Genomic DNA, 22,807 nt, shown 5'->3' on the forward strand with positions numbered 1-22,807 from the left:
TATGTTCGTCGATCAGGCTAAAGTATATGTGAAAGCAGGAGACGGTGGAAATGGTCTCGTTGCCTTCCGCAGGGAAAAGTTTGTTCCAATGGGAGGACCAGCCGGCGGTGATGGCGGTAATGGAGCAGATGTAATTTTTGAAGTTGATGAAGGTTTGAACACACTGATGGATTTCCGTTATAATCGTCACTTTAAAGCAAAACGCGGCGAAAACGGAATGAGTAAATCAATGCATGGAAAAAATGCTGAAGCCCTTGTCTTAAGTGTGCCGCCTGGAACGGTTGTTATTGATGAAGAAACAGAAGAAGTAATTGCAGATTTAACTGAACATAAACAACGGGCCGTCATTGTCAAGGGTGGAAGAGGCGGACGAGGGAATGTTCGCTTTGCGAGTCCCAAAAACCCCGCACCGGAAATTGCGGAAAACGGGGAACCTGGTGAGGAGAAAAATATCCGTATTGAACTTAAAGTAATCGCGGATGTTGGACTAGTTGGTTTCCCGAGTGTTGGTAAATCAACATTGCTATCTGTCGTAAGTGCAGCAAAACCTAAAATTGCCGATTACCATTTTACAACTTTGGCCCCGAATTTAGGAGTAGTCGATACAGGAGATGGTCGCAGTTTTGTTATGGCAGATTTGCCAGGTTTAATTGAAGGAGCGAGTGAAGGAGTAGGTCTCGGTTTTCAATTCCTCCGTCATGTCGAGCGGACAAGGCTCATCGTTCATGTCATTGATATGGCTGCATTAGACGGGCGTGATCCCTATGAGGATTATGTTACGATTAATGAAGAGCTTGCGTCTTATAACGAACGGCTTAAGAATTTGCCTCAGATAATTGTAGCGAATAAAATGGAGATGCCGGAAGCACAGGAAAATCTTGTCGACTTCAAGGAGAAGCTAGGGGAAGATATACGTATTTTCGAGGTTTCAGCAATCACAAAACAAGGTTTGAAAGAGCTAATTTATGAAATTGCTGACGGACTTGATAAAATTCCGAAGAGAGAACCTGATAAGACTGAGAGAGATGAAACGGTTGTCTATCGTCATCATAAAAAAGCGGATGATTTTCATATTACACGTAACCCGGATGGTTCTTTCGTTCTTCACGGGGAAAAATTGGAACGATTATTTAAAATGACTGATTTTACTCGCGAGGAATCGCAGCAGCGCTTCGCCCGTCAGTTAAGAGGAATGGGTGTAGATAATGCGCTTAGAGAACGGGGAGCAAAGGACGGAGACACGATCCATTTGCTTGATTTGGAATTTGAATTTATAGAATAGATTTGTTTTGGGGGGGGACCATTTTGACGACGATTGGATATTTAGGACCAAAGGGAACATTTACGAAATTAGCGGTGGATACAACATTCAATAATGAGGACAAAGTCAGTTATTCAACGATCCCTGAATGTATTGATGCAGTAGCAAATGATGAGATTGACATAGCGGTAGTACCGATAGAGAATGCGATTGAGGGAACTGTGCAGTTGACTGTAGATTATTTAATTCATGAAGTCACTTTACCGGTTGTGGCAGAAGTTGTTGTACCAATTCAACAACATTTACTCGTAAGACCGGATTTTGGTGGAAACGTATCGCAAATTACGGAAATTCATTCCCATAGTCATGCGATCGCTCAGTGCCATCGTTATCTTCATAAAAACTTAACTACAGCAAAGTTTTCGTATACGACCTCTACCGGTCGAGCGGCAGAAATTGTCGCTGAAAGTACAGAACCAATTGCTGCGATTGGAAACAGTTTGGCAGCTGAAGAATATGGTTTACAGATTTTCGCGGAAAATATTCACGATTATGCCAATAATCATACGCGATTTATCGTATTGGCAAAAAATAAAGCAATAGTAAATGTGAAGCATCCGGTTCAATTGGAGAAAACGACGTTGAAGATTACGTTACCTAGTGATCAACCAGGTGCCCTACATCAGATTCTCTCCGCTTTTGCTTGGAGGAAGATGAATTTGTCAAAAATTGAATCCCGTCCGACAAAAACAGGATTAGGAAATTACTTCTTTATCATTGACGTCAACCAAGCTTATGATGATGCACTGTTCCCTGGGGTGAAAGGAGAACTCGAAGCGCTTGGCTGTGAGGTGAATGTATTAGGTACCTATCCGGTATATCACATGAATCTATAATAACGCAGAGGCTAGGAAGATAAATTTTCTCTTAGCTTCTTTTTTGTGTTCCTTCCGGGTTAACTTTTGAGATTACGTTGCATATGTTGATATAGAGTAATTAGCCTAGATTGTTAACTAGAAAGGAAGGATCTTTTTGAAAATACACATTGTCCAAAAAGGAGACACGTTATGGGAGATTGCGAAGAAGTATCATGTGGATTTTGAAGAGTTAAAAGAACTGAATTCACATTTAGCAACCCCTGATATGATCATGCCCGGGATGAAAATAAGGATACCGACCCATTCCAAAAAGGTGACTCATGGAGATAAAACAAAAACGTTACCAAAAGCTGAAAAGAAACATGTTCCTGCTCCGAAAAAAGAAGTTAAGAAAGAAAAACCAATGACAGAGCTACCAAAAATGCCGACATTTCCATTTGAACCGGAGAAAATGTTACCAACTCTTGAGAAAAAGCACAAAGAGCATCCAGCACAAATTCATCCAGAACTTCCGAAAACTAGTAAAAAGAAAGAAAAACCAAAAGCTAAAGAACATGTAAAACCGAAACAAGAAAAACAAGAAAAAAAAGTAATGCCAAAAACACAGCCCGCGCACCCACCAATGCAGCCGCCTATGCACCAGCCAATAATGCCGCCGATGGAACAACCATGTTTCGTGCAACCACAAATGATGCCAATGTTTACTTATCCTTGTTCAGGATATATGCCAATGCCGCATGTACCAAGTAGTTGTGGTTGTGGCTGTGGCGGGGGACTTGGACATCAGTCGTTCCATCATGGTGGGGGATATGGACATCAATCGTTCCATCATGGCGGGCATGACCCGATGTTTATGCCTATGCAAATGCAGATGCAGCACCAACCTCAAGTATTTCCTGGTATGATGCATCAACAGCAATTCCCATCAGAAGATATGTATCAAGGAGTAAACACAAATAACATGCAGATGTTTCCAGAACCAGCTTCAGGGTTAAGGAATGAAGAATTAGAGTTATACCCGACACCGGATGGGAATGAAGCAGATGCCTCAAATGATGAGAAAGAAGAATAATCATAAATCATTCAGAGACGAGACGTTACGTCTCTTTTTTTTGGGGTAAAAGAGAAATAGAAGAAATGGATACTTGTTTAATTTTAAAATAATGGTTTTCATGCTAAAATCGTACAAGACAGCGTTCATAAAGTGAAATTCATTCAATGGGGTTATCCTTCCGCTCCCACTGCATGTTAGTTGAACAGAATTAGGAATTTACGGACTATATTCCAGCATTGACATTTTGGGTTTCCCTTATGTTTAGATGAGGGGATATTACAGAACGTTAATACGTGATAAAGGAGTGTACCAATTTGGAACAACATATTGAATCGATTGTAAAATGGTTAAGAGAACGAACAGAAGCCGCAAAAGCAGACGGTTTGCTTGTTGGTGTAAGTGGCGGACTGGATTCTGCCGTTGTAGCTAATTTGATTAAACTTGCCTATCCTGATAATTCTTTAGGGGTTATCCTGCCTATCCAGACAAGTGAAAAGAATATTCAAGATGCACGTGACGTCACGACAGCTTGCGGGATAGAGGAAATGACAATCGACTTAACAGAAACACATAAAATGATGTATCAAGCCATTTCGGAAAAAATGATTGAAAGTAAAAGTTTTGCCCAAGCGCAGGATCAATTAGCCGATGCTAATTTACGTGCTCGTTTACGAATGAGCATATTATACACAATCGCAGCGCATCGTAATCATTTGGTTGTCGGGACGGATAATGCGTCAGAATGGTATACCGGCTACTTTACAAAGTATGGTGATGGAGGAGTCGATATTCTCCCACTCGTTGATTTTACAAAGGGCGAAGTGCGTGAAATGGCTCAAGCCTTAAACGTACCGCAAGCTGTGATTGAAAAAGTTCCGAGCGCTGATTTATGGGAAGAGCAGACAGACGAAATGGAAATGGGTATCTCATATGCTGTAATCGATGCGTACTTGAAGGGGAAACAAATCTCCGAGGCTGATCAAGTGTTGATTGAAAGTATGCATGAACGCACACAGCATAAAAGGGAAAGTCTGCCAATGTTTCACAGAAAATAAAATAGATGTGTAAAACAACCTTTCTTATACAAACTATAGATAAGGAGGTTGTTTTATTATGTTGAAAAAATCAATATTTTTTCTCTCGCTTTTGTTTATCGCAGGCTGTGTAATGTCACCTGGAAATAATTCGGAACAAGAGAGATATGGAAGTCCAAGGGCACCGAGTTATAGGAGCAGCGGGCATGATGAGGGTAATGTCAATGATTACGGTAGAATGTTACAAAAGGAAGAGCTCTCAACGAATGATTTCAATTCCTACACTGATCCAACGATTACGGATAGAAGTGAACAGATTTCACAAAAATTAATGGAAAACCGCGATATTGTCATGGCTGAAGTCCACGAAAGGGATGATCAGATTTATGTTGCGGTTCGGCTTAGGGAAAATATTGCAGATACTTCCCATGAAGAAAATGTCATTCTTGAAATTGAAAAACAGGTGAGGGATGTTATGGGAACGGATGAAAAGCAGATTATTATATGGACAGACCATATCGAATGGAATCAATTCAAAAACGAAGGAGCAGAGCTCGATTTCATGGACAACTTCAACAATTTTTTTGAAAGAGAATAAGTTGAAATAATTTTAAAGTGGTGTAAAACGTTTCCAGTGAAGGTTCACAGTCCCCTACCTCCCGCTTTCCTCAGAAATCCCTAGGTATCGGGACTGTTCCCTGGGTACCTCTAATGCATATTCATGTTATTTTTATTAGATAATATTATAATATTCAGTAATCCTAGCAATCAGTTTCTCGCGGAACAGTCCCCATACACTAAAGGCGCCTGTGAAATTGCTCGGTGGAGGCTATACTTTTCACTAGGGCCATTTTTTGGTATAGTTATTAAAGATATTGCTAGAGAGGAGAATGTCCAATGGCTGGCCATTCCAAGTGGAAGAATATACAAAGAAGAAAAGGTGCACAAGACGCAAAACGGGGCAAAATCTTCATGCGCCATGCAAAAGATATTTATACCGCAGCGAAACAAGGTGGCGGAGACGAAGCAATGAACCCGGCACTCCGTTTAGCAATCGAAAAAGCTAAAGCGGATAATATGCCGAATGATAACATAGAAAGAAACATTAAAAAAGCAACAGGAACTTTAGATGGGAGAAACTTTGAGGAAATTACTTATGAAGGTTACGGTCCTGCTGGAACAGCAATAATCGTCCATGCGCTTACCGACAATAAAAACAGAACAGCGGGAGAAATAAGACACGCTTTTAGTAAAAACGGCGGAAACCTTGGAGAAAGCGGAAGTGTCGCATTCATGTTTGACAGGAAAGGTATTATTATCATCAATAATGAACAAGGTGAGATTGATGAAGATGAAATCACACTTGAAGCACTAGAAGCTGGAGCTGACGATATCCTTACACACGAAGGCGTATATGAAATTGTTACGAGCCCGGAAAATTTCTCTGAGGTAGTTGCTTATTTTATGGAAAAAGACTTTGACATAACAGATAGCGAGTTAACGTTAATTCCACAAAATTATTCCACAGTATCGGGAGAAGATGCAGAGAAATTGCAGCAACTGATCGATGCATTGGAAGATAATGAAGATGTTCAAGAGGTTTACCATAACATTGATGAAACAAATGAATGATTATCTCTAAAACTTCTATTCCAAACTGGGATAGAAGTTTCATCATTTCTATCCTTTTATCAGGCATTAACGGTCTGTAATACCCCCACACCTAAACAGGAGTGAAGCCCAAGATGTGAAGGTGGGGAATATACAGTCCGTAAATCCCCACTGAATGAAGTTTCACTTTATCATGGTGTAACTGTCCGTAAACCTGCCGTTGTCAATTGGTGGACGAGTTAATTTAAGCGGGCTGACGTACGTGGACACTTTGATTAACCGGACTAACCTTCAGCGGGAATCCCTAACTGAATGAAGTCTTGTTTTATGTTAGTATAAATCTATGAGGAAACAAAAGGAGAAGGTCATTAGATGATTGCTTATATAAAAGGCAAGTTGATGGCGATACAAGATGAAGCTATCATTGTTGAAACAACAGGTGGAATTGGTTATGAACTGCTTTGTCCGAATCCATTTTATTACCAGCATCAACTCGAAGAAGAAGTAATGATCCAGACATATCATCATGTCCGGGAAGATGCGCAGCTTTTATATGGGTTTAAGAATGAAGATGAGAAAAATTTATTCACTAAGCTGATTTCTGTTTCAGGCATTGGACCTAAAGGTGCACTTGGAATTATGAGTGCGGTTGATATCCCTTCCTTTGTTGCTGCGGTAGAAAATGAGGATGAGAAGTTCCTGACGCAGTTCCCCGGGGTAGGTAAAAAAACTGCCAGACAAATTATTTTAGACTTGAAAGGGAAGCTCACTGCCTCGTTCAGTATTACACCAACGGAAGCCGAAAATATACATAGAACAGATGAAGCTGCCTTAATAGAGGCGAAAGAAGCACTGAGAGCTTTAGGCTATACAGAAAAAGAACTGACAAGCATCATGCCTGCATTGAGAAAAGAAAACTTAACGAATTCGGATGAAATTGTCCGCAAAGGGTTAGCATTATTATTACAAAGCTAAGAGAGGAGGAAGAGTTTGATGGAAGAAAGAATGGTAGCTGGGGACGTGCAGGAAGAAGATCTTGGACTCGAACAAAGTTTACGGCCAGAAACCCTTAAGCAATATATTGGACAAGATAAAGTGAAGGAGAACTTACAAATCTTTATTCAAGCAGCTAAAATGCGGAATGAGCCGCTAGATCATGTTTTACTATCAGGACCACCTGGTCTTGGGAAAACAACGCTTGCTGCTATTATCGCCAATGAAATGGGAGTCGATTTCCGGACTACTTCAGGACCAGCGATTGAACGTGCTGGTGATTTGGCTGCAATTCTTTCCTCTCTTGAGACAGGTGACGTCTTATTTATAGATGAGGTGCACCGATTACCAAGGGTAGTGGAAGAAGTCCTCTATCCGGCAATGGAGGATTATTTCCTCGATATCGTTATTGGCACTGGTCCAAGTGCCCGTTCCGTTCGGATTGATCTACCACCATTTACTTTAGTTGGCGCCACCACACGATCTGGATTGCTGACTGCTCCGCTCCGTGACAGATTCGGTGTTTTGAGCCGGCTTGAATATTATGAACAGAAAGATTTAACATCGATTATTGAACGGACTGCTGAGATATTCGAAACATCGATTAAGAAAGAAGCAGCAGCAGAAATCGCCTTGCGAGCCAGGGGAACACCAAGGATCGCCAATCGTTTATTCAGAAGGATTCGCGATATTTCCCAAGTAAAAGGGGAAAAAACAATTAGTTTAGACATCACGAAGCAGGCGCTTGCCATGCTGCAAGTTGATGACGCGGGTCTTGATCATATTGATCATAAATTACTAACAACGATCATCGAGCGGTTTAATGGAGGTCCAGTGGGGCTGGATACGCTAGCTGCTACGATCGGAGAAGAGGCGCAAACGATTGAGGATGTATATGAACCGTATTTGATGCAGCAAGGTTTTATCCAGCGGACACCTCGTGGAAGAATGGCTACTGCTCAAGCTTATGTACATTTTGGAATGGAAGGGCCGGAAAAGAGATGAATATAAGTAAATTATTGATTATAGCGGGGATCGTTTTAATCATACTTGGACTCATCTGGCGTTTTATTGGTAGACTCCCTGGTGATATTCAGTTCAAGACTGGAAATGTGACAGTTTATTTTCCGATCGTCACTTCTATTTTAATCAGTATTATTCTGACGCTGATTTTTTATGTTATCGGCAAGTTCAGATAACGAATTCGAATAATTTGAAACCGAAACAGAATGAAGGAGATACCTATGAATATAGAAGACTTTGATTTTCATTTACCAGAGCGCCTTATTGCGCAAACGCCGCTAAAAGATAGAACCCAATCGAAGTTGCTTGTCTTAGATCGAGGTAAGGATAATCCAGAACATCGAAATTTTAAAGATATCAAGGATTATTTAAAGCCAGGTGACTGCCTTGTATTAAATGATACAAAAGTTCTGCCAGCAAGATTGTTCGGTATAAAAAAAGATACAGGTGCAAAGATTGAAGTATTGCTGCTTCATCAAGACAGTGAGGATACGTGGGAAGTATTAACGAAGCCTGCGAAAAAAGTGAAAATCGGTACAGAATTGATATTTGGAAATAATGAGTTACGTGCAGTTTGTACAGGGATTAAAGATCATGGTGGAAGAACTTTTGAATTTCATTATAAGGGCATATTCTATGAAGTGCTTGATAAGTTAGGGGAAATGCCTTTACCTCCATATATTAAGGAACAGTTACCGGAAAAAGATCGTTACCAGACTGTTTATGCGAAAGAAGAAGGATCTGCTGCTGCCCCTACGGCGGGGTTACATTTCACAACTGAATTGTTGGAAGAACTTAAGCAGTTGGGAATAAAGCTTGCCTTCATTACGTTACATGTTGGACTGGGCACCTTCCGACCAGTCAGTGTTGATAATATTAAGGAACATGAAATGCATGCGGAATTTTATCATATGTCCGAGGAGACGGCAGCTACATTAAATGAAGTTAAACAATCAAACGGACGGATCATTTCCGTTGGTACAACCTCGACACGTACATTAGAAACGATTGCAAGAGATAATAATGGGGAGTTTATTGCAACAAGCGGTTGGACGGATATTTTCATTTATCCGCCTTACACTTTCCGAGCGATCGATGGACTGATTACAAACTTTCATTTACCGAAATCAACTCTTATCATGCTGATCAGTGCTTTTGCCGGAAGAGATAAAGTGTTGGATGCTTACAGAGAAGCGGTTGAGAAAGAATATCGTTTCTTCAGTTTTGGTGATGCAATGCTAATTATATAGACAAAGGAAGAATAATATGGTACCTATAACATATGAATTAATTAAAACAGATAAGCAAACAGGTGCAAGGTTGGGCAGAGTTCATACTCCTCACGGTTCCTTCGATACACCGACATTCATGCCGGTCGGAACACTTGCAACTGTGAAGACAATGAGTCCGGAAGAGTTACAAGAGATGAACGCAAATATCATTCTCTCCAATACGTATCATCTTTGGCTACGACCAGGAGAAGATATTATCCGTGAAGCAGGCGGGCTCCATAAGTTCATGAATTGGGACGGAGCAATCCTCACCGATTCCGGAGGTTTCCAAGTGTTCAGTTTGAGCGATATGCGGGAAATTGTGGAGGAGGGTGTCCATTTTCGTAACCATTTAAACGGGGACAAGCTTTTCCTTTCTCCTGAAAAAGCGATGCAGATTCAAAATGATCTAGGGGCCGATATTATGATGGCCTTTGATGAGTGCCCGCCATATCCCGCTACTCGTGAGTACATGAAGTCTTCCGTAGAACGGACGGCGCGTTGGGCAGAGAGATGCCTCGAGGCACATGGCAGGCCGGATGAGCAAGGATTATTCGGAATTGTCCAAGGTGGGGAGTATGAAGATCTACGGAAGCAGAGTGCCAATGATTTAATCTCGCTTGATTTCCCAGGATACGCAATTGGTGGTCTTTCTGTCGGGGAACCGAAGGATGTGATGAACCGGGTACTTGATTTCACAACACCATTATTACCGACAGACAAACCGAGATATTTAATGGGGGTTGGTTCACCAGACTCCCTTATCGATGGTGCAATACGTGGAATTGATATGTTTGACTGTGTTTTGCCAACCCGGATCGCGAGAAATGGGACATGTATGACGTCAACAGGGAGACTTGTTGTGAGAAATGCGAAATTCGCACGCGATTTCCGTCCAATTGATGAAAATTGTGATTGCTATGCATGTAGAAATTATTCTCGTGCATATATTCGTCACCTTGTTAAAAGTAATGAAACATTTGGATTTAGACTTACCACTTATCATAATCTTCATTTTCTGTTAAAATTAATGGAGCAAGTACGAGCTGCTATACGCGAAGATCGTCTTGGTGATTTTAAAGAGGAGTTTTTTGAACAATACGGGTTTAACAAACCAGACGCAAAAAACTTTTAACTTGAAAATGTTCTCATATTGAGATAGAAGGAAGGAGGATGAACGTTGGATTTAATGGCATTGTTACCGATAATTTTAATGTTTGTAATTTTTTACTTCTTGCTAATCCGTCCACAGCAAAAGAGGCAGAAACAAGTAAGAGAAATGCAAAATGATCTGCAAAAAGGTGATAAGGTTATTACAATCGGCGGTTTCCATGGAATTATCCATGCGCTTGATGAAGGTACAGTAGTTATTCAAGCAGGAGACGGTACGAAACTTACGTACGACCGATCCGCAATCCGCGAGAAGGTTGCTGAGTAAGCTCAAATGTGATTCAACTACATAGAATTGCAAACAAAAAATGGTCCTATTAAAGGGCCATTTTTGTAATTTCAAGTAGGTGATTGTCTATTAATGTACGTAATCTCGATAACTTTTTAAACCATGAATATAGCTTCCTGCACTCCGCTTTCCATGAGGAGTCTCCGTGTGTTTTTTCGTTAAGATATAATACAAAATAATATAATAGGACCTACATGTTAGAGTATCTTCTGGAGCAGTATCGAGGTATCAGGACTACGGACTTCAAGTAGAGAAGAAAGGACCTGTTTAGCTCATTCTGCATCTTTTTGAAAGAGGTTAACGCCGATCATGCCACCGAAGATTGCGGCTAGTATGAAGCCTGTGTGGTGAAGCATCTGCTGTATGGAAAAGCCATTTTGATAGCCGAGATATTGAACAAGGAAAATAAATAACGTAAAACCGAGTCCAGTTAACCCGCCAACGACCCATCCCTTTGACTTCCCCTTAATTCCAGTGATCATCCCACCAATAAACAACCCGACCAACCCGACTGAAAATGCTACCCAAGAAAGCATCCATTGACTAATTGTCGTAAACTGTAAAACTAATGCCAACACAAAACTAGAAACTACAATGAACAAAAGAATGAAGATCCAGCCATATAATAAAGCGATCAATTGCCGTTGCAACGTAATCTCCCCCTATGGTCGTCCTTTTTATTACTTTATTCAACCATGCGCCCTAATAGAAGTGAATTTTCACAGAATCTCCAATTTTCCCGTTTAGCGTAACCATTTATCAAAAATAGGGATTGCTCGCAGTTCTTCCTTTGTAATAAACTGGAGTAGAAACAATACACTGAGATAAATTGCAATCAATAGAAGGAAGACCAACCCAAGCATCATTATTCCCCCTGAACTTAAGATATAAATTTCTCTTAACATCCAACCGACGAAAAAAGGCAAGAGGAAAAGAGCGATCATTTTCAGCATATCTTTGAGGGGAATATGATATTTGATTTTTTTATTCAACACCGTTAAGTGTAATAAAGTAACGAGTATGACGGAGGTTGAAAGAGCAATGGCTACACCATTCATCCCGAATGCTGGTTGCTGTGCCAATACAAAAATTATTAATAATTTCATGAAGGTGCCAATCAATGTATTCCACATCGATTCCTTTGCATAATCAAGTGCTTGAAGTGCCGATTGTAATGGTGCTTGAATGTAAAGTAGAATATAAAAGGGGGCCATTAGGATGAGCAGCTGATTGGCACTCGAACTTCCGTACATGAATAATAAAATTTGTTCAGAGAAGAGTAACAATACAATAGTCGCAATCGCTCCTGAGGCAAATGAAATCCGGATTGCTTGATGAATCCGATAATGTATAAGTTTTTGATTGTTTTTTGCTCCTGCTTCGGAAATGGATGGAATCAGCGCGATTGCAAGAGAATGTGTAATAAAGGTTGGTAAGAATAGTAATGGGATGACGTAGCCTGTCAGTTCACCGTACTGCTTCGTAACTAGTGTTGCAGTCACTCCTGCAATAGCAAGAGCTTGAGAAACGAGAATCGGCTCAAGGAAATTAGAGATAGATCCAATCAGTCTGCTGCCAGTGCTCGGCAAGGCTATTGAGAATAATTCACGCATCGTTTCCCGTGTATTCCTGAAATATGAACGGATTGGTCTTCGATTTTTACCCGATTTTCGCAATTTAAACTGATATAGCATGTACATAAGAGAGGCAAACTCGCCCAGGATTACACTGAACATTGCTCCTGCTGCAGCGAACTCAACACCATAGGGAAGAAGTAGCTTAATGAAAATATAAACAAACACTATCCGGACGATCTGTTCGAACACTTGTGCATAGCTTTGCGGCTTCATATTATGCTTGCCCTGGAAGTATCCCCGAAGAACGGATGAGATGGCGACAATTGGAACAATTGGACTAATTGCGAGCAATGGATAAATCGTGCGCTCATCTGTTAGCAGCGTCGAGGCGATATAGGGCGAACCGAGTATTATAGCGATTGTTAAAATAATACTTGTGATTGAAGTAATGAGCAGAGAGACGACAAGAATGCTTCTGATTTTCTCATGATTACCTACTGCATCGGCTTCGGCAACACGCTTAGCAATAGCAACAGGCAGCCCAATTTGGGTCAATGTAATGACTAAAAACAAGGTCGGAAGGGCGAGCATATACAGGCCTACACCTTCTTCACCAATTAAACGCGCAACTACAATTCGGTTGATGAAACCGAGGAAACGCGTAATCATTCCAGCTAGCATAAGGATTAAAGCGCCTTGTAAAAATGTTTGCCTTGTCATTTTATCGTCCTGCCTTCTCAAAAAATACAAATTCATATACAATAATATATATGCAAATGTGTTGGCCAAGCATGACAAGATTCTATAAATACTCCATTTAGGAGGGGTGGATTATGGAAACAATTCAAAGCGTTAAAAAATGGAAAATAACCGTTACACCTTTTTTACACAGTAAAGCTGAAGAACTGCATCTCATGGGTTATGAACAGGCGACTAGCGAAGATGTCTGGAAATGCCTTGTAGATAAAGTATGGAAAGGGTATCCGGATAAGCGGATTTATGAGACGGTAGCTGATATTATGCAATTAAACTCATCCATTTACTTAAGCTACCTTACCGTTAGTTCGTTTCAAGATGATGATCTTGCCGGTTCCATTGCTGCTTTATTAGATACATAAAGGAATTTTAACCCGAGAGATTAAGGGAGGAACAAGGAACATGAAAAAGAGAGGCAGACTCGTTGCCTTTTTTCTAATCGTGCTTATTTTTGGCACACTGATTGGAACAACGACAACTGGAGTTACAAAAAACATAAGTTTAGGATTGGATTTACAAGGTGGCTTCGAAGTCTTGTACGAAGTCGAACCGATTGACGAAGAACAGGAGATTACCCGTGGCCTAATGGAGGGTACTGTTCAAACACTGAACGACCGGGTGAACCGTCTAGGAATTAGTGAGTCGGTCATTAACATTGAAGGAGAGAACCGCATACGTGTACAGCTTGCCGGTGTAGAGAATCAGCAAGAAGCGAGGGATATGCTTGCAACATCCGCGCAACTCTCTTTCCGTGACGTAAATGATGTCGAGCTGTTGGATGGTTCCGACGTCAAGCCGGGAAGTGCGAAACAAGACTTCGACCAAACCACGAACAAACCGATTGTTTCCCTCAAATTGAATGATGCGAATAAATTCGGTGAAGTCACTACACAGATTAAAGAAATGGGATCACCTGATAATTTATTGGTTATTTGGATGGACTTCCAGGAAGGGGATTCCTTTAAAGAGGAAATACTGAAAGAAGAGCCGAAATTCGTGTCCGCACCAAGTGTTGATCAGACATTACATACGACAGATGTCATGATAACCGGTGATTTCACGGTGGAGTCAGCGAAAGCATTGGCTGATATTATCAACTCTGGTTCCTTACCGGTCCATATGAACGAAATATTCTCTACTTCTGTTGGAGCCCAGTTTGGAGAACAGGCACTGAATGATACAGTCTTTGCAGGTATCATTGGAATAGGCCTTGTCGTTCTATTTCTAATTGCCGTTTATCGCTTTACTGGATTCATTGCTTCCATCAATTTGATTATTTATACGTATCTTGTCCTTGTTGTCTTTATGGCGATGAACGGTGTATTAACACTTTCAGGTATTGCCGCACTGATTCTTGGTGTAGGTATGGCAGTGGATGCGAACGTCATTACGTTTGAACGCTATAAGGAAGAACTCCGGTCCGGTAAATCGGTGAAAGCTGCCTTCCAAGCAGGAAGCAAGAACTCCTTCCGTACGATATTAGATGCGAACATTACGACTATGATTGCAGCGGTTGTCCTATTCATTTTTGGTACAAGTTCCGTCAAGGGATTTGCAACGATGTTAATTATCAGTATTCTCGTCAGTTTCATCACGGCAGTATTTGGAACGAGACTATTCCTAAGCTTCTGGGTGAAAAGTGGATTCTTGAAAAATAGAAAGACATGGTTTGGCGTTAAGAATAAAGAAATTAAAGATATTGCGGAACCAGAGAGGGAACCAAAACTATTTAACCGAGAAGTTGATATTGTAAAACACAGGAAAAAGTTTTTTGTATTTACGGGGATTCTTTTAGTGGCTGGGTTTGCAGCGCTAGCAATCTTCAAGATTAATCCTGGCATTGATTTTACAAGTGGATCACGAATAGAGGTAATCGCAGATGAACCGATTGATATCGAAGAGGTAGAACAGACATTTTCAGACCTTGGAGTGGAAGCGAGCAGTCTCGTACCTTCTGGAGAAAATAATGAACTTGCTGTTGCTCGCTTTGATACGGTACTTTCCGATACAGAAATTACCGAAATCCAACAAACCTTTAATGAAAAATATGGCTTTGATCCAGGGATAAGTATTGTCTCCCCGATCGTTGGAGAAGAACTCGTGAAGAATGCGGTCTATGCGGTTGCAATTGCAGCGGTATTCATCATTATTTATGTTGCATTCCGGTTCGAATTGATATTCGGGGTTACAGCAGTCCTTGCACTTCTACATGATGTATTGATCATGTTGTTCGCTTTCAGTATTACGCAAATTGAGTTTGATATAACGATTGTTTCGGCAATCCTGACGATTATCGGTTACTCTATTAATAATACGATTGTAATCTTTGACCGAGTTCGGGAGAATATTCAATTTGAAAAACGGGTAACGTCTAATAAAGTACTTGCTAGGATTATTAATAAGAGTATTATTCAGTCGTTTACTCGTACAATGAATACGACAATATCAACATTAATTGCGATTCTTGCATTTCTTGTACTCGGAACGTCGTCCATCTTTACGTTTACTCTTGCATTAGTAATTGGGTTAGTTGCAGGTACGTATTCTTCCCTCTTCCTTGCAGCTCAAGTATGGCTCGTCTGGCGAGGGAAAAATCTCAAAGAAAAACCACTCGATTTCAGAAAGAAAAAACGAGTGGAAGGACCCCAAGTATAAGCTCTTAGGAGGAGATGGAAATGAAAGGTCAGGGTTACGTTATTCTGGCAATTGTACTAACGATTTTAATATCAATATTTGCCGTTATCAATATTGAGCCTGTCCAAGTGAACTATTTCTTTTGGAGTGCGACATCTCCTCTCATTCTCGTTATTTTGTTTTCCGTTTTAATGGGAGGACTCATTACAGCTGGTGCAGGCATGTTTAAAATCTTTCAAATGCGGAAGCAAATGATGAAGCTTGAGAAGGAACATAAGCTTTACCGGGAACGTTTGGAGAAAGCGGGCATCACACCACCTGTAATTAAAGAAGAAACAAAGGAGAAAAACGTTAAAACCGTTCCTAAAAAGAATAATTAAATTGCTACCCCTGCCGGTCTTTTGTATAATAGATTGGTCAGGGGTGAATTTATGTTACATAGCAAGGCAAACTGGAAAACATTAACAATTGAATCTGATGCAAAATTAATAAATGATATATCTTTTAAACTTTCTCCTGTTGTTGAAAAACTATTGCTGCAACGGGGGATTCGCTCGTCTAGGGAAGCGGAAAAGTTTTTATTCCCATCTTTGGACGATGTTCATCCACCTGAAAAGATCCAATGGATGGATAAGGCAGCCACGCGTGTAAGAGAAGCAATTGAACAAAATGAAAAGATTTTAGTTTACGGTGACTATGATGCAGATGGTGTCACTTCTACAGCTGTTCTCATTAAGGCTTTGGAAGAGCTTGGAGCAAATTGTTCCTATTACATACCAAATCGATTTACAGAAGGCTATGGACCGAATGAAGAAGCTTTCCGCCAAGCTTATGCTAACGGGTTTACAGTGATCATTACGGTGGATAATGGAATTACAGCTGTTCACGAAGCGAATGTGGCAAAAGCTCTTGGCGTTGACCTTATTATTACCGATCACCACGAGGCACAGAATGAACTCCCTGATGCTTATGCAATTATTCATCCCGCTCTCTCTGAGGATTATCCATTTAAAGAATTGGCTGGAGTAGGGGTTGCATTCAAGTTCGCTCAGTACTTACTTGGGTTTTTTCCGAAACATCTGCTCGGGTTTGTAGCGATTGGAACGATTGCCGATCTAGTTTCGTTAACGGATGAAAACCGAGTACTATCCTATTACGGACTGAAAGAATTAACAATAAGCAATACACCGGGAATTTCAGCATTAAAACAGATCTGCAAAATCGAAGGAAATGTGACAGAAGAAGATGTTGGTTTTAAAATGGGACCACGCTTGAACGCAGTTGGAAGGCTGCAGGATGCCGGTCTTGCCGTTGAACTTCTACTGACGGAGTTCCAAGAGGAAGCCCAAGAACTCGCTGAAGAAATAGATCAGTTGAATCAGGAAAGACAGCGGATTGTAGAAGTGATAAGAAAAGAAGCAGAGAAAATGGTAGACCCAAGCAAGTTCGGTGTTATGATTGTATATAAGGAAAATTGGAATGAAGGTGTATTGGGAATTGTTGCTTCTAGACTTGTGAAGCAATTTGATCGCCCAGCAATTGTATTGAACTTTAATCCAGAAACGAATGAATTAAAAGGTTCCGCAAGAAGTATTCCAGCTTTTGATCTATTCACGAATTGCATGAAAGTTCGCCATCTATTTTCAAAGTTCGGTGGGCATGCTCAGGCAGCGGGGATGACAATCCCTCTTGAGAATGTTGAAAAAATTCAGGAAGCACTTGACGGATATATGAAAGAGCAACTGACGGAAGAGGACTGCAAAGAAGAAATTATAATTAGTGGAGAAGTGGAAATCGCTGAGATAAACGAAGGGTTAATCGATGAAATCAATCGTTTGGCACCATATGGTATGGGGAATCCGAAACCTGTTTTCAAGATCGAACATATTCCTGCTGAAGGAAGGCAGATTGGAAGCAAGAAAAACCATTTAAAATTGCAATTCCGCGAAGATGGAAAGCTTTTGGATGGAATCGGGTTTGGATTTGGAAATCTTTATTATGCAATTTCGCCGAACACCCCTCTACAAGTAGTCGGGGAGTTAGGAATCAATGAATGGAATGGCAACCGTAAACCCCAGATTATGATTCAAGACATGCGAATAGAGGAATGGCAGCTATTCGATTATCGTGGCAGAAAAAATGTTGATTTCAGCTTTTTGGCAAATGAAGAAGTTATCGCTGTTTCGGAAAATCCGCTGGAATATAGCTTTATTCCCACAATCAGCTATGAAGCGAAAGACCAGGAATTACAGAAAGTTCCCCACCTGATTTTGTGTACACTGCCAGCTCGATTGAATGACTTAATTCAACTCATCCAGAAGATACAACCAGTTAATATTTATGCTTGTTTCCAATTAAATGACAGTGCCTATTTAAAGACATTTCCAACAAGAGAAGACTTTGTCTGGTTATATGCACTGTTTCATAAGCGTAAAACAATCGACATGAAGCGGGAAATCCAGTCCATCATGAAAGTAAAGTCTTGGTCTAAAGAACATATTGTTTTCATGCTGCGTGTTTTTTCCGAGCTTGAATTTGTTAGGATGGATAATGGAGTAGTTCATGTCAATCCAACCCCGGAGAAAAAGGATTTGGAAGCTGCTGATGTGTATCAGGAAAGGTTACGACAGTTAGAGATTGAACAGCAATTGTATTACTCCAATTATGAGGAGTTTAAAAACTGGTTTACACCATATATAAATTACCTTGAAACGGAAAAGTCCAAGGAGGAAATGATAAATGGATTATAATAAATATATTGAAATTGTAGATGACTGGCCGAAAGAAGGGATTTCTTTTAAGGATATTACCCCGCTCATGGCTGATGGTGATGCATTCCGCGCAGCAGTAGATGATATTGTTGAGTTTGCCAAAGAAAAAGAAGTAGACGTTATCGTCGGTCCGGAAGCAAGAGGATTTATTATAGGCTGCCCTGTTTCTTACGCGCTAGGCCGCGGATTTGTACCTGTTCGAAAAAAAGGCAAGTTGCCTCGTGAAGTGATTCAAGTAAACTACGGTCTGGAATACGGTGAGAATGTTCTAGCTATCCATAAAGATGCGATTAAATCAGGCCAGCGGGTTCTTATTACAGATGACTTACTTGCGACAGGTGGAACAATCGAAGCAACAATTAAACTTGTCGAAGAGCTCGGCGGAGTAGTAGCAGGCTGCGCATTCCTTATTGAGTTGAGCTATTTGAATGGCATTGATAAATTAGAAGGATATGAAGTTCTATCTTTGATAACGTACTAATATACACATCAGGTCTGGCTATATATTGGTCAGACCTCTTCTAATATATCCCCAAATTCGATCTTGTTCTTGTTTTTTCACCGTAATTATAGACAGTGGACGAATAAACGCATATAATGGAAGTTATTTAAAAGGATAATTATTAAGGAAACTTCCTTATCTACAGATAAGTCAAACAATTTTAGATAGTTGATAAAGGTGATTAAATGGCAAAAGATGAAATTATAACAATTGAACAATTAATGGACAGGGCAAGTGAATATTTATCAACGGACGATCTAACCTTTATTAAACGCGCCTATGAATATGCAAAAAAATCCCATGAAGGCCAATTTAGAAAGTCAGGAGAACCGTATATCGTCCACCCTGTCCAGGTTGCTTGGATACTTGTTGATCTGCAAATGGATGCGGAGACCATTGCAGGTGGATTTTTACATGATGTCGTTGAGGATACTGAGACGACGCTGGAAGAAATTGAAGGAGAGTTTAATGAGGAAGTTGCTTTGCTTGTCGATGGTGTAACGAAACTTGGGAAAATCAAGTACGAGTCCAAAGAAGAATTACAAGCGGAGAACCACCGCAAAATGTTTGTTGCAATGGCAAAAGACATTCGGGTCATTCTCATTAAGCTTGCGGACCGTCTGCATAATATGCGGACATTGAAGCATTTACCACCACATAAACAACGGCAAAAAGCGAATGAAACAATCGAAATATTTGCCCCGCTTGCTCACCGTCTCGGAATTTCAACGATTAAATGGGAATTGGAAGACACCGCGCTACGGTATCTAAACCCGCAGCAATATTACCGCATCGTACAATTAATGAAACAGAAGCGAGAACAGCGTGAAACATATATTGAGGAAGTCATCAAGCAATTATCGATTCAACTGGATGAAGTCCATATTGAAGCGGAAATGTCCGGTCGTCCGAAGCATCTATATAGTATTTATCAAAAAATGGTGAAGCAAAACAAGCAATTTAATGAAATCTATGATCTGCTCGCTGTGCGGATTATTGTAGACAGTATTAAAGATTGTTATGCTGTGCTCGGTATTATCCATACAAACTGGAAGCCGATGCCTGGAAGATTTAAAGATTATATTGCGATGCCAAAACAGAACCTTTATCAATCCTTGCATACGACTGTTATCGGTCCGAAGGGTGATCCGCTTGAGGTGCAGATCCGGACAAAGGAAATGCATGAAATTGCAGAGTACGGGATTGCTGCACATTGGGCATATAAAGAAGGTAAACAGGCGAAGAGTGGTTCAGGCAGTTCATTTGAAGAGAAATTATCTCTGTTTCGGGAAATACTAGATTGGCAAAGCGAAACCCATGATGCGGAAGAGTTTATTGAGTCATTAAAAATCGACTTATTCTCTGATATGGTCTATGTTTTCACACCTAAAGGCGATGTGGTTGAACTCCCTTCAGGGTCTGTGCCAATCGACTTTGCCTATAAAATCCATACGGAAATTGGTAATAAAACGATTGGGGCCAAAATTAACGGAAAAATGGAACCCCTTGAATATAAATTGAAAAATGGCGATATTGTTGAAGTGATGACCTCGAAACATTCTTATGGTCCATCGCAGGATTGGTTGAAAATCGCAAAAACTTCACAAGCGAAAAGCCGAATCAAACAGTTTTTCAAGAAACAACGCCGGGAAGAAAATATTATCAAAGGGAAGGAAGCTGTCGAACGGGAAATCCGTGCGCTCGACATTCTTCCAAAAGAAGTATTAACCGAAGAGAATTTGAAACGAGTTTGTGAGAAATTCAGCTTTACGAATGAAGAAGATCTTTATGCAGCGGTCGGCTATCAAGGAATTACAGCAGCACTTGTAGCTACAAGGTTAACAGATACGATACGGAAAGATAGAGAAAAAGAAGAAAGTGTTAAAAAGATACTTTCCGAGGAATCGGCTGAAAAGACGAAAAAGAGAGCGCATCGTAAAGATTCAGGTGTTCGGGTAGAAGGAGTAGAAAACTTATTAGTACGTTTAGCGAAATGTTGTAACCCTGTACCAGGTGACGAAATCAGAGGTTATATTACGAAAGGACGGGGTGTGTCCGTGCACCGAGCCGACTGTCCGAATATCGATACGGAAGAAGCGAAGGAACGATTTATAGACGTATCTTGGGAAGACGATTATACAGACACGAAGCATTACTATGTCGATTTGCAAATTTCAGGGTATGATCGTCAAGGAATGCTTAATGAAGTGCTTCACGCTGTAAGTGAAATGAAGACAAATATTACCCATGTGAATGGGCAAACGGATAAGAATAAAATGGCTGTCATTCATTTGACAATTCTTATTCAAAATACGGGTCATTTAAGAAAAATTGTTGGCAGATTAAAGAAAATCCCAGATGTATACTCTGTAACAAGAACGATCAACTAGTTGTAAAGTAAGGAGAAATAGTGAAATGAAAGCAGTAATTCAACGCACAACCAATGCATCCGTAACCATAGATGGTTCCGTCGTAGGTGAAATCGATCACGGTCTCGTCGTATTGCTTGGGGTGACACATGAGGATACCGAGCAAGATGTTAATTATTTAGTGAATAAAATCATCAATTTGCGTATATTTGAAGATGAAAATGAAAAAATGAATTTGTCTTTAAAAGATGCGGAAGGAAGCATTTTGTCAATTTCGCAGTTTACGTTATATGCGGACACGAGAAAGGGAAGAAGACCAAGTTTCGTTCATGCGGCAAAGCCTGACGTGGCTAATCGTCTATACGAAAGTTTTAATGAAGCACTGCGGCAGGAAGGTATCCATGTAGAAACCGGTGAGTTTGGTGCTATGATGGACGTTAACCTAACCAACAACGGTCCAGTCACTATCCTAATCGACAGCAAAGATAAATAAAAAAGAAGCAGGGATATGTAATAATTGCATCCCTGCTTCTTTTTTTTGGTTATTCGGTGTCTGCGAAATAACGCTGCAGACCGTTGATAATACCGGTCACCATTTTCTTTTGATATCCCGTGCTATGTAATAGCTCATCGCTCTCTTCATTGGATATAAACCCGAGTTCAAGCAATATACCAGGATTAAACGTTAGGCGGGTGACATATAAATCTTGGTTAGAAATTCCTCTATCTTTTTCATTTGTTTCCTTAATAATTTCACCATGGACATAAGTTGCAAGCGATTCATATTGATCATGATAATAGAAAGACTCAATACCTGAAACACTTGGAACTTCAGGGAAGCTATTGTAATGGATACTTAAGAAAGCATCCGTATTGATAACGTTAGCTAAGCTGGAACGGCTTTCTAGAGGGATGAATTCATCATTCTGTCGAGTCATAACGACTTCTGCTCCAAGTGCCGTCAATTCCCTTTCCAACTCTCTAGCCGTCAAGTAGGTAATGTCCTTCTCGTAGGATCCGCTAATACCAATTGCTCCGACATCTCTACCGCCGTGTCCCGCATCAATTATAATGGTTTTACCCCGCAGACTAGTGTTCCGGTTACCGGTTTGTTCAATATAATCTCGTAGAACAAAACCTGATACCTTATCATTTGTAATCTCCAGCCAATTTTCCGTTTCCGAGACAACTTCAAATTCTTCCTCCTTATCGGTAAATGCAACAATATCAGAACCGGGAGAAGCTTCTTCTCTTAGATGGGTTCCATCTTGCTGAATCGTCACAGTAGACAAGGAAGGTTCTTCTAATTTTTCCTCCTCTTCTTTTGTTTCCTTAACTGGATCGTCCTCTTCATTTATCGTCACAAACTCTTTTGTAATCCAACCTTCCGAATCGGCATATTGAATTTTTATCCACTCGTCCGTTTCTTCAAGGATTTCATATTCATCCCCGCTGTTAACTTGTCCGATACGATCGAAATCTGTACCAGGTCCAGTTCGGACATTCAATTTATCTTCTTCGATCATTGCATTTTTTGCAAAAGCCGTTGAAGTAAGTAATAAAAGAAATGTGAAAGAGAGGATGATAATCTTTCTGAAAGACAAATTTGTTCCT

The 22,807-nt window shown here is 40.4% G+C and carries 22 protein-coding genes; 19 read left to right on the forward strand and 3 right to left on the reverse strand.

The annotated features are described in order from the left end of the window. Position 1: 1 nt before the first annotated feature. The 12 genes from obgE (at position 2) to yajC (ending at position 10,563) form a co-directional block, all read left to right on the forward strand. Positions 2–1,282, forward strand: coding sequence for a GTPase ObgE (gene obgE, locus SPD53_RS00400; RefSeq protein WP_156856285.1), 1,281 nt, complete (start codon positions 2–4; stop codon positions 1,280–1,282). Between the two features lie 23 nt (positions 1,283–1,305). Further along, positions 1,306–2,157, forward strand: coding sequence for a prephenate dehydratase (pheA, locus tag SPD53_RS00405; protein WP_156856284.1), 852 nt, complete (start codon positions 1,306–1,308; stop codon positions 2,155–2,157). 136 nt (positions 2,158–2,293) lie between these two features. Further along, the gene (gene safA / locus SPD53_RS00410) at positions 2,294–3,211 is read left to right on the forward strand and encodes a SafA/ExsA family spore coat assembly protein (protein ID WP_336251349.1); all 918 of its coding nucleotides are present in this window, start codon (positions 2,294–2,296) and stop codon (positions 3,209–3,211) included. 296 nt (positions 3,212–3,507) lie between these two features. Further along, a complete protein-coding gene (gene nadE, locus SPD53_RS00415) occupies positions 3,508–4,248 on the forward strand; it encodes an NAD(+) synthase (RefSeq protein ID WP_336251351.1) in 741 nt (246 codons plus the stop codon). A 58-nt stretch (positions 4,249–4,306) separates the two neighbouring features. After that, complete coding sequence (locus tag SPD53_RS00420) at positions 4,307–4,825, forward strand: YhcN/YlaJ family sporulation lipoprotein (protein WP_336251352.1); 519 nt, start codon at positions 4,307–4,309, stop codon at positions 4,823–4,825. A 299-nt stretch (positions 4,826–5,124) separates the two neighbouring features. Next, the gene (locus SPD53_RS00425) at positions 5,125–5,859 is read left to right on the forward strand and encodes a YebC/PmpR family DNA-binding transcriptional regulator (RefSeq protein ID WP_156856280.1); all 735 of its coding nucleotides are present in this window, start codon (positions 5,125–5,127) and stop codon (positions 5,857–5,859) included. 351 nt (positions 5,860–6,210) lie between these two features. Then, positions 6,211–6,813, forward strand: a complete 603-nt coding sequence (gene ruvA, locus SPD53_RS00430) for a Holliday junction branch migration protein RuvA (protein ID WP_336251353.1) — start codon at positions 6,211–6,213, stop codon at positions 6,811–6,813. An 18-nt stretch (positions 6,814–6,831) separates the two neighbouring features. Continuing rightward, positions 6,832–7,836 (forward strand): Holliday junction branch migration DNA helicase RuvB, encoded by a 1,005-nt coding sequence (gene ruvB, locus SPD53_RS00435; RefSeq protein ID WP_156856278.1) that lies wholly within the window; start codon positions 6,832–6,834, stop codon positions 7,834–7,836. Next, positions 7,833–8,030, forward strand: a complete 198-nt coding sequence (locus SPD53_RS00440; protein ID WP_188856584.1) for a DUF2905 domain-containing protein — start codon at positions 7,833–7,835, stop codon at positions 8,028–8,030. The genes ruvB and SPD53_RS00440 overlap by 4 nt, the downstream gene beginning before the upstream one ends. 45 nt (positions 8,031–8,075) lie before the next feature. Beyond that, entirely contained in the window at positions 8,076–9,104 is a 1,029-nt protein-coding gene (gene queA / locus SPD53_RS00445; protein WP_156856340.1) for a tRNA preQ1(34) S-adenosylmethionine ribosyltransferase-isomerase QueA, read from the forward strand. 16 nt (positions 9,105–9,120) lie between these two features. Beyond that, positions 9,121–10,260: a tRNA guanosine(34) transglycosylase Tgt gene (gene tgt / locus SPD53_RS00450; RefSeq protein WP_156856277.1), complete on the forward strand. Its 1,140-nt coding sequence runs from the start codon at positions 9,121–9,123 to the stop codon at positions 10,258–10,260. A gap of 54 nt (positions 10,261–10,314) precedes the next feature. Continuing rightward, on the forward strand, positions 10,315–10,563 hold the full coding sequence (yajC, locus tag SPD53_RS00455) for a preprotein translocase subunit YajC (RefSeq protein ID WP_156856339.1): 249 nt from the start codon (positions 10,315–10,317) through the stop codon (positions 10,561–10,563). A 293-nt stretch (positions 10,564–10,856) separates the two neighbouring features. On the opposite strand, the gene SPD53_RS00460 is transcribed toward yajC, so the two are convergent. Both SPD53_RS00460 and spoVB read right to left on the reverse strand, forming a co-directional pair. Further along, positions 10,857–11,234, reverse strand: coding sequence for a TIGR04086 family membrane protein (locus SPD53_RS00460; RefSeq protein ID WP_156856276.1), 378 nt, complete (start codon positions 11,232–11,234; stop codon positions 10,857–10,859). A 93-nt stretch (positions 11,235–11,327) separates the two neighbouring features. Beyond that, on the reverse strand, positions 11,328–12,881 hold the full coding sequence (gene spoVB, locus SPD53_RS00465) for a stage V sporulation protein B (RefSeq protein WP_336251354.1): 1,554 nt from the start codon (positions 12,879–12,881) through the stop codon (positions 11,328–11,330). Positions 12,882–12,994: 113 nt separating this feature from the next. On the opposite strand from spoVB, the gene SPD53_RS00470 reads away from it, so the two are divergent. The 7 genes from SPD53_RS00470 (at position 12,995) to dtd (ending at position 21,686) form a co-directional block, all read left to right on the forward strand. Beyond that, a complete protein-coding gene (locus tag SPD53_RS00470; protein ID WP_156856274.1) occupies positions 12,995–13,279 on the forward strand; it encodes a post-transcriptional regulator in 285 nt (94 codons plus the stop codon). A gap of 40 nt (positions 13,280–13,319) precedes the next feature. Then, entirely contained in the window at positions 13,320–15,572 is a 2,253-nt protein-coding gene (gene secDF / locus SPD53_RS00475) for a protein translocase subunit SecDF (protein WP_336251355.1), read from the forward strand. 20 nt (positions 15,573–15,592) lie between these two features. Beyond that, the gene (locus SPD53_RS00480) at positions 15,593–15,931 is read left to right on the forward strand and encodes a LapA family protein (RefSeq protein ID WP_156856272.1); all 339 of its coding nucleotides are present in this window, start codon (positions 15,593–15,595) and stop codon (positions 15,929–15,931) included. 51 nt (positions 15,932–15,982) lie between these two features. Continuing rightward, on the forward strand, positions 15,983–18,301 hold the full coding sequence (gene recJ, locus SPD53_RS00485) for a single-stranded-DNA-specific exonuclease RecJ (RefSeq protein WP_336251356.1): 2,319 nt from the start codon (positions 15,983–15,985) through the stop codon (positions 18,299–18,301). Next, positions 18,291–18,803 (forward strand): adenine phosphoribosyltransferase, encoded by a 513-nt coding sequence (locus tag SPD53_RS00490; RefSeq protein WP_336251357.1) that lies wholly within the window; start codon positions 18,291–18,293, stop codon positions 18,801–18,803. The genes recJ and SPD53_RS00490 overlap by 11 nt, the downstream gene beginning before the upstream one ends. Before the next feature lie 206 nt (positions 18,804–19,009). Continuing rightward, positions 19,010–21,214: a RelA/SpoT family protein gene (locus tag SPD53_RS00495; RefSeq protein WP_336251358.1), complete on the forward strand. Its 2,205-nt coding sequence runs from the start codon at positions 19,010–19,012 to the stop codon at positions 21,212–21,214. Between the two features lie 25 nt (positions 21,215–21,239). Then, entirely contained in the window at positions 21,240–21,686 is a 447-nt protein-coding gene (gene dtd, locus SPD53_RS00500) for a D-aminoacyl-tRNA deacylase (RefSeq protein WP_156856268.1), read from the forward strand. Positions 21,687–21,735: 49 nt separating this feature from the next. Here dtd and SPD53_RS00505 read toward each other — a convergent pair whose 3' ends face one another. Continuing rightward, the gene (locus SPD53_RS00505; RefSeq protein WP_156856267.1) at positions 21,736–22,797 is read right to left on the reverse strand and encodes an N-acetylmuramoyl-L-alanine amidase; all 1,062 of its coding nucleotides are present in this window, start codon (positions 22,795–22,797) and stop codon (positions 21,736–21,738) included. Between the last annotated feature and the right edge of the window lie 10 nt (positions 22,798–22,807).

This window comes from Oceanobacillus sp. MO10714A, assembly GCF_037072045.1.
Lineage (GTDB): Bacteria > Bacillota > Bacilli > Bacillales > Amphibacillaceae > Oceanobacillus > Oceanobacillus indicireducens.